This window comes from Sinomonas sp., from assembly GCF_036848755.1.
GTDB lineage: Bacteria > Actinomycetota > Actinomycetes > Actinomycetales > Micrococcaceae > Sinomonas.
The window spans coordinates 1-6306 of the sequence record NZ_DAIUJO010000160.1 but is presented as its reverse complement, the minus strand read 5'-3'; the positions used below and the strand labels follow the sequence as shown (position 1 = coordinate 6306).

The 6306-nt window shown below is 66.6% G+C and carries 6 protein-coding genes; 4 read left to right on the top strand and 2 right to left on the bottom strand.

The features are described 5' to 3' along the window. Positions 1 to 177: 177 nt before the first annotated feature. Both V7053_RS17355 and V7053_RS17350 read right to left on the bottom strand, forming a co-directional pair. Positions 178 to 681, bottom strand: coding sequence for a hypothetical protein (locus V7053_RS17355; protein WP_334173516.1), 504 nt, complete (start codon positions 679 to 681; stop codon positions 178 to 180). 5 nt (positions 682 to 686) lie between these two features. After that, entirely contained in the window at positions 687 to 1700 is a 1014-nt protein-coding gene (locus V7053_RS17350) for a CHAP domain-containing protein (RefSeq protein WP_334173515.1), read from the bottom strand. A 297-nt stretch (positions 1701 to 1997) separates the two neighbouring features. Here V7053_RS17350 and V7053_RS17345 point away from each other — a divergent pair, with 297 nt between their 5' ends. The 4 genes from V7053_RS17345 (at position 1998) to V7053_RS17330 (ending at position 5916) form a co-directional block, all read left to right on the top strand. After that, positions 1998 to 2267 carry an ArsR/SmtB family transcription factor gene (locus tag V7053_RS17345; protein ID WP_168928716.1) on the top strand — a complete coding sequence of 90 codons (270 nt, stop codon included), beginning with the start codon at positions 1998 to 2000 and terminating at the stop codon, positions 2265 to 2267. A gap of 511 nt (positions 2268 to 2778) precedes the next feature. Further along, positions 2779 to 4662 carry a hypothetical protein gene (locus V7053_RS17340; protein ID WP_334173514.1) on the top strand — a complete coding sequence of 628 codons (1884 nt, stop codon included), beginning with the start codon at positions 2779 to 2781 and terminating at the stop codon, positions 4660 to 4662. Positions 4663 to 4810: 148 nt separating this feature from the next. Beyond that, a complete protein-coding gene (locus V7053_RS17335; protein ID WP_136611063.1) occupies positions 4811 to 5596 on the top strand; it encodes a ParA family protein in 786 nt (261 codons plus the stop codon). Next, positions 5593 to 5916 (top strand): hypothetical protein, encoded by a 324-nt coding sequence (locus V7053_RS17330; protein ID WP_136611064.1) that lies wholly within the window; start codon positions 5593 to 5595, stop codon positions 5914 to 5916. The genes V7053_RS17335 and V7053_RS17330 overlap by 4 nt, the downstream gene beginning before the upstream one ends. Positions 5917 to 6306 lie beyond the last annotated feature (390 nt).

Below are 6306 nucleotides of genomic sequence, written 5' to 3'. Positions count from 1 at the left end.
GCGACGACCAGGCCCAGCAGCTCGCGTCGGACCTCGACCTCGCTGCCGCCGACCACGGTCTGCCGGGATGCGCCGATGAGCAGCTCCCCGCCGTCGTCGTCCTTGATGGTGATGCTGATCGGGGGGAATTCGCGGATCCTGCTCTTGTCGATCGCCATCTGGGTTCTCTCCTCTTTCTCAGGCGTCGTTGGAGGCGATGTCCTGGACGAGCCAGGGCTGCGCCGCTGCTGTGCGGTGGAGCAGGACGACCCACTCCCCCGCGTCGGTCGTGAAGACCGCCTTGACGGTCATGGGGTCCCCGGACGAGGCCTTCAGGGCCGGGCCGGAGAGGACCTTGCTCACCGGCACCCGGGCCGGGTTGATGTACTCGGCCTCGGTCCGGTACGCCGGGGACAGCATCGGCGCCAGGTCCGTGATCCACTGCCGCTGGTCCACCCGGGGCCGGGCGAACAGGGCCATGGCCTTGGCGGCCGTGTCCTTCGCGCTCTGCTCACTGGCGGCGTCCCACGAGGAGACGGGCAGCGGCGGCGCGCTCTGGGCCTGAGCGCGGTCGCCGCGGCTCAGGGACGCAGTGGGCGTCGGCGCCTGGGCCGTCTGCGCGGTCGGTGCGGCCGGGGCGCACGCGGCGCAGGCGAGGGCCAGCAAGGTGCCGGCCGCGGCGGCCATGGTCTTCTGCAGCATGCGGATCATCCCTTCGAAGGCACGTACAGGAAGGCCGTGGGCGTGACGTCCTGCACCGTGCGGATGTAGTAGGTGTGGTCGTCCGGCGGAAGGTTGCCGTTGTAGCCCTCCTCGAGGAAGGACCCGTCCGGGTTGACGGCCTTCACCACGGCGACGTGCCCGACGTCGCCGGCTCCGCCGACGCCCGGGGCGTAGTAGACGACGGCACCCGCGCGGGGTGTCGTCCCGACGGGCCAGCCCTTCGCCCGCCAGCCGTCCAGCCAGGTCACGGCGTTGCCGAGCACGCCGCCGTCCCCGCGGAAGTCCGCGTTGGTGAACCTGAACGGCGCCGACGTCGATCCGTACGCCTGGTTCACGCGCCAGAGGGCGAAGTCCACGCACTCGCGCGTGTACATGCCCAGACCGCTCGGCGCGTCGACAGGCCCGTGGCCCCACGGCAGGTCATCCCCTGCGCCCGCCGCGGTACCGCCGCCGCTGCAGTCCCCGACGGACACCTTGGCCCCGGAGAGCGACTGCACGACCTCGAGCGCGGCGCCGCGGTACTTCGCATAGTGCTGGGGGTCGGCGTTGCGCTGGACCCGGTGGATCGCGATGGTCGGCTCCAGCGACTCCCAGCCGGGGACGTCCTTGAGACGGGACAGGAACCCCGTGCCCGCCTTCGCCACGTCCAGCCGGGCCGAACGGGGCCCGTATGAGTCGTCCTGCTGGAGGATCCCGACCGTGACCGCGACGCCGTTCACAGTGCCCGCGGCGTCCGTGTAGTCGATGCTCCGCAGCGTCGACTCACCGATCGCGGCCTGCACCACGAGGACCTGCGCGGCCACCGGCAGGCCGAGCTGCTTCGCATCGTCCATCAGCACCGCTGCGTTCGCCAGCTGCTCCCCGGAGAAACCGGCTGCCTGGGTCGGGGCGGAGATCCTCGGGGACGCCGCAGCTCCGCCGCAGCCCGCGGCCTGTGCCGCGCCGTCCCCGGGCGAGAGGACCACCACGGCAGCGAGCAGCATCAGCGGGGCTGCCATCCCTGCCACCACCGCACACCCGATCCCCTGCTTCATCCCATCCACCCCCTGCCCACCACACCTACCAGCCCTCAATGACAAACCAGTCACAGGGGTTACAAGAAGCTGAAATACTTGCAAACCGCGGGGAAAGGACCCCCCGCATGCCCCGGTGACGACCCGACCCTAGCATCCATTGCTAGGCTACTTTAGCAATGGATGCTAGAGTCAAGCGCAACAGCGAAGGACCTGCGGCAAGATGGGACGGTGACGCGAAATGCAAGGGTTACGCCGACGGGACCGGCCGAGGCGACCGCGATGAGCGCATTCGGCGTCTCCGCCATCCGCGCTGCCGTGATCCGCGAACTGGCCCGCCATCCCGACGGAGAGACATCCGGACAGATCGCTCGCGACCTGGAAGCGACCTACCACACCGTCTTCCGCCACCTCCGCGAGCTCGAAGAGCTCGGCCTAGTCGACTCGGACGCAGAGGGCGACCGCCAGGGTCAGCGGGTCGTATACCGGCTGAACCGGGACGTGCGCGACCGCGAGGCGGAGAGGCTCCTCACCTACCTCGACGGTCGGTAGAACCCGCCTCGGCCGACTCTCATTGGAACCCGGCGGAGTCGGCGTGGACGCTGGATGCCTCGCCGCCTCCTGGCTTCCAGAGGGCTTCCGGGCGACACGGCGCAGGATCCCACTTAATCCTTAGACCTAAGGCTAGGTTCGGTTCATGAGTACTGCATTGCGACGGAAGCGTGGCACGGCGCTGGACAATGTCCAGCTCGTTACCTCGGTGCCACGGGAACACAAGGATCTTGTTTTCCTCATGGCAAAGCACGCAGGGATCTCGGCAAGTGAGGCGATGGAACTGATTCTCGGACAGCTCCGCGCTGAGATGCAGTCGGACGGACTCCCTTCCTGGTTCGACCGTAAGGAACTACCGGAGTCGTTGCCCATCGCAAAAGCCAGTTAAAACGAGGAAGGCCCGCCTAGGCGGGCCTTCCTATATCAAATTCTAAAGCTCTCCACCCCAAGTTCTTGGCGGGACCGGGTGAAGGGCTCCGACAGTCACACCCTCTAGGAGAGTCCTCCTGCTATGCCCACAAGTCTACATGCCGTGCTCCCAGAGCGGGATCTCAAGACGGACAGCCGGGTCGGCGTGTCTGCCACGCCAGCGCTGTCCGCGCCAGTCACACCTGAGCAGGCGTGGGCCCTTGCGCCCCTGATCGCAGGCCAGCCGGCGTACCGGGCGGGCCGCTGGGTCCGGGGCAAGTTCCAGTACCCGGGCACCCCTCACAAGCTCACTGCCGTGCCCCCACGGGCTCCCGCGGCCGTTCTGATCCACGACACGGCAGGCCGCGTCACGACACTTTGCCTGGACCTGGACACCTCGAAGGCGACCAAAGCCGTCGTCGACAATGACGCAGAACGCCTCGGTGCCCTGCTGGCCTCCTGTGGCCTGCGCTACGTCGAGGACTTCTCTCCCGCCGGCGGCCGGCACCTGTACGTACCACTCGCCGAACCGATGGACGGCGCAGAGGCCCGCGAACTCGTGGCCGCGCTGGCCCGCACGGCCCCCAGCATGGACGCGAGCCCGCACCAGAACCCCTCCACCGGCTGCATCCGCGTTCCTGGCACCCTCCACAAGCGCGGCGGCCGCCAGCAGCTCATCACTCCGCTGTCGTCGGCCTATGACATCCTCAGGAGGCGCAACCCCGCCGGGGACGTCGACAAGCTCCGCCGGGCGCTCGCACCTGAGCTGCGCCGCAACCGCCAGGAGGCCGCCCTCCGGGCGAAGGCCGCCCCCTCCCCCCTGACGCCCCAGAAGGCCCGCGACGCCAGATCCTGCACCCCGACGGCCGGCTGGCAGTCCCCACTCCGTGCGATCGCCCAGACCGGCCTGTTCGACACAGCCCGTCACCGCACGCCGTCTGAAGCGCGCATGGCCGTCCTGAACCACTTCGCAGCATGCGGGTGGACCCTCGACCAGGTGCGAGGAGAGCTGACGGGACAGTTCCGCGGCCTCGCAGCCCTGTACCAGTCCCCCGCCCAGCTCTCCCGCCTCCTCGAGGCCGAGTGGGCAAAGGCCCTCGAATTCACCGCCAGCAGCCAAGGGAAGAGAACTGCCCCTAAAAGCGACACAAGCCCCACTAAACCCACCGGGGGGGCACTCAGCGCGGTTGCAGTGCACCAGCTGGTCAACGATCTAGAGAACGTGCTCTACGCGGTACTTGATGCACGCTTCCAGAAGTACGGCCGCGAGGGGATCGGCCTGCGGTTCCTCATCAGGGGCGTCCTGGCCTACATGAGGACCATGGAGACCGATACGCTCGACGTCGGCTGCCGGACCTTCGCACTTGCCCTGGGGCAGCACCACAGCACTGTGGCGAGGCTGCTGCATCGCCTGGCGCAGCTTTCGGATGGAATGGTCACCAAGGTCGCGGACGCGCGCCACCGCAACGCCGACGTTTACCTCGTAGAACTCCCTCAGCAGTACCGTGAGCTCGCCCGCGACCTCAGCTGGCGTCAGGGCAAAATCCACGCTATCCGACCTGTCTTCCGCGTCCTGGGTCCCGCCGCAGCACTCGCCTACGAAGCCATCGAACGCAGCCGCCTCTCCCCCACTACCAAGGAGGTCGCCCAGCAGGCCAAGATCGGTGCCAGCACCGCCGAGCGCGCTCTGGCCGAGATGTCAGCGCTCGGCATGATCCGCCGCGACCAGGACAAACGCTGGTACATCACCCACACCACAAGCCTCACCCAGCTCGCCCAGCGACTCGGTGCCGACCAAGACGTCGCCGCACAACTCACCATCCACCGCCAGCAGCGTGCCGCCTGGCATGCCTGGCTCGACCGCCACCACCCAGACCGCCAGTTGGCAGAAGCAGATCTCTACGACCCGGAGACAGACGAATACTGGCCGCCCCCCGGCATGTACGCCGATGCCGCAGGGATGTGGAACATCCGTGCGGCATACTAGGCACCCCTCAGGTCGTCTTGCATGCTTGCAATATTGCAGCTTGCAAGCATGCAAGACGGCGAATAGGATGCTTGCAATACGGCAAGCAATAACGCCTTATTGCAAGCAAGAATGCAATATTGCAACAAGGACTTTGGAAGGATGCCAGATGGCCCATGTGATCGCGGTAGGGAACAGGAAAGGCGGGGTCGGCAAAACCAGCTACGTTCTGAACCTCGCCAACGCGCTCCAGATCATCGGTTGCCGGGTCCTGGTCGGCGACCTCGACCCGCAGCGGAACCTCACTGATGTGCTCGTGGGCAACCAGACCGAATTCGACTTGACCATCTTTGATGCTGTCTACAACGAGCAGGCCGGAACCCTCGGACAGGTTGTTGTCTCCACGGACTTCGAAGGAATCAGTCTTCTGCCCGGAGATGAGCAGCTGGCGCGGATTGAAGCCGAGAACCTCATGGCTCCAGAGCAGCGGCTTCGCAACGCAGCAGACGGTTCCGGGATAGACGAGGAGTACGACGTGATCCTCCTGGACATGCCGCCTGCCCTTGGCCGACTGACGCTGAACGGACTGATCTATGCCAACGAGACCCGAGTTGTGGCTGACGCTGAAGCCTTCAGCGTCAAAGGCGTGGTGAAGTACCTCGAGCTCGTGGACCGAGTGCGGGGGAGCGCCATGTACAACCGGTCCCTCGGAGAGCCCAAAGTTGTGATCAACCGCTACGCCAGGACCGCGGAGCATGCTTACCAGCGGCAGGCCCTCGTCGATGCCTACGGGGAGGCTGTGGTCGAACCCGAGATCCCACGCACGACCGCCATCGCTGACGGGCAGTCGGCTCGTGTTCCGCTGACGCGCATCTCATCCCGCGGTGCGGCGAAGGCGGCTGAAGCATTCACCCTCCACGCCCACGCCATCAAGAAGGAGCTGAACATTCGATGAGCGTCAAACGCCAGCCACAGATTCCACTGTCCAGGGCGCCCCGCGAAGATGTCGTCGGCGCGGTCGCCGCCGGCGCTGCCCGCGAAGAGCCGGCACCCGCCGCGCAGCCGATGGGGGAGGCCAGGCTGGACCGCAACCCGCAGCACTTGGCCCGGCGCCCCAAGAAGCGACTCGTCACCTTCACCAATCGACTGGACCCTGATCTGCTCGACTGGCTTTCAACGTACAAGGATGAACAGGGCACCACGATTGCCGCCGTCCTGGACGAAGCTGTGCGGGACTACATCGAGAAGGTCACCGGCGCGCGGCCGAAGCCCTGAAATATTGCAATATTTCGGGATAGGCCTACACGAGACCGCGGGGAAGGCGCACGAATGAGCGACTCGACGTTCAAACCGCGCAGGCCCGACTCCTGCTCGCGCATTGCCTAACCGCTCAGCGCAGTCCGAAGGCATCGTTCGGACCGGCCCGGACCGGCCCGGACCGGCCTTAGCCGTTCCGCCGGCACCCAGCGCTGCACCACCACTGGGTCCTCGTCGCCCTCTGCTTCGACGCAGTAGACCACCCCACCCCTGAAGGACCTCGTCATCCCTCGCGAAGCAGAGAAGCTTGATAAGCTTGCTTATATCTAAGGAGGTGCGGGCATGACGACCACCATCAATCCAGAGGCTGCGATCACCCGTGCGCGCCGTGCCATGGCGCAGAGTGAT

Excerpts from the sequence above, each read along its gene's own strand:
- V7053_RS17350 (WP_334173515.1), bottom strand. The coding sequence starts at position 1,700 with ATGGCAGCCCCGCTGATGCTGCTCGCTGCCGTGGTGGTCCTCTCGCCC.
- V7053_RS17335 (WP_136611063.1), top strand. The coding sequence starts at position 4,811 with ATGGCCCATGTGATCGCGGTAGGGAACAGGAAAGGCGGGGTCGGCAAA.
- V7053_RS17345 (WP_168928716.1), top strand. The coding sequence starts at position 1,998 with ATGAGCGCATTCGGCGTCTCCGCCATCCGCGCTGCCGTGATCCGCGAA.
- V7053_RS17340 (WP_334173514.1), top strand. The coding sequence starts at position 2,779 with ATGCCCACAAGTCTACATGCCGTGCTCCCAGAGCGGGATCTCAAGACG.
- V7053_RS17330 (WP_136611064.1), top strand. The coding sequence starts at position 5,593 with ATGAGCGTCAAACGCCAGCCACAGATTCCACTGTCCAGGGCGCCCCGC.
- V7053_RS17355 (WP_334173516.1), bottom strand. The coding sequence starts at position 681 with ATGCTGCAGAAGACCATGGCCGCCGCGGCCGGCACCTTGCTGGCCCTC.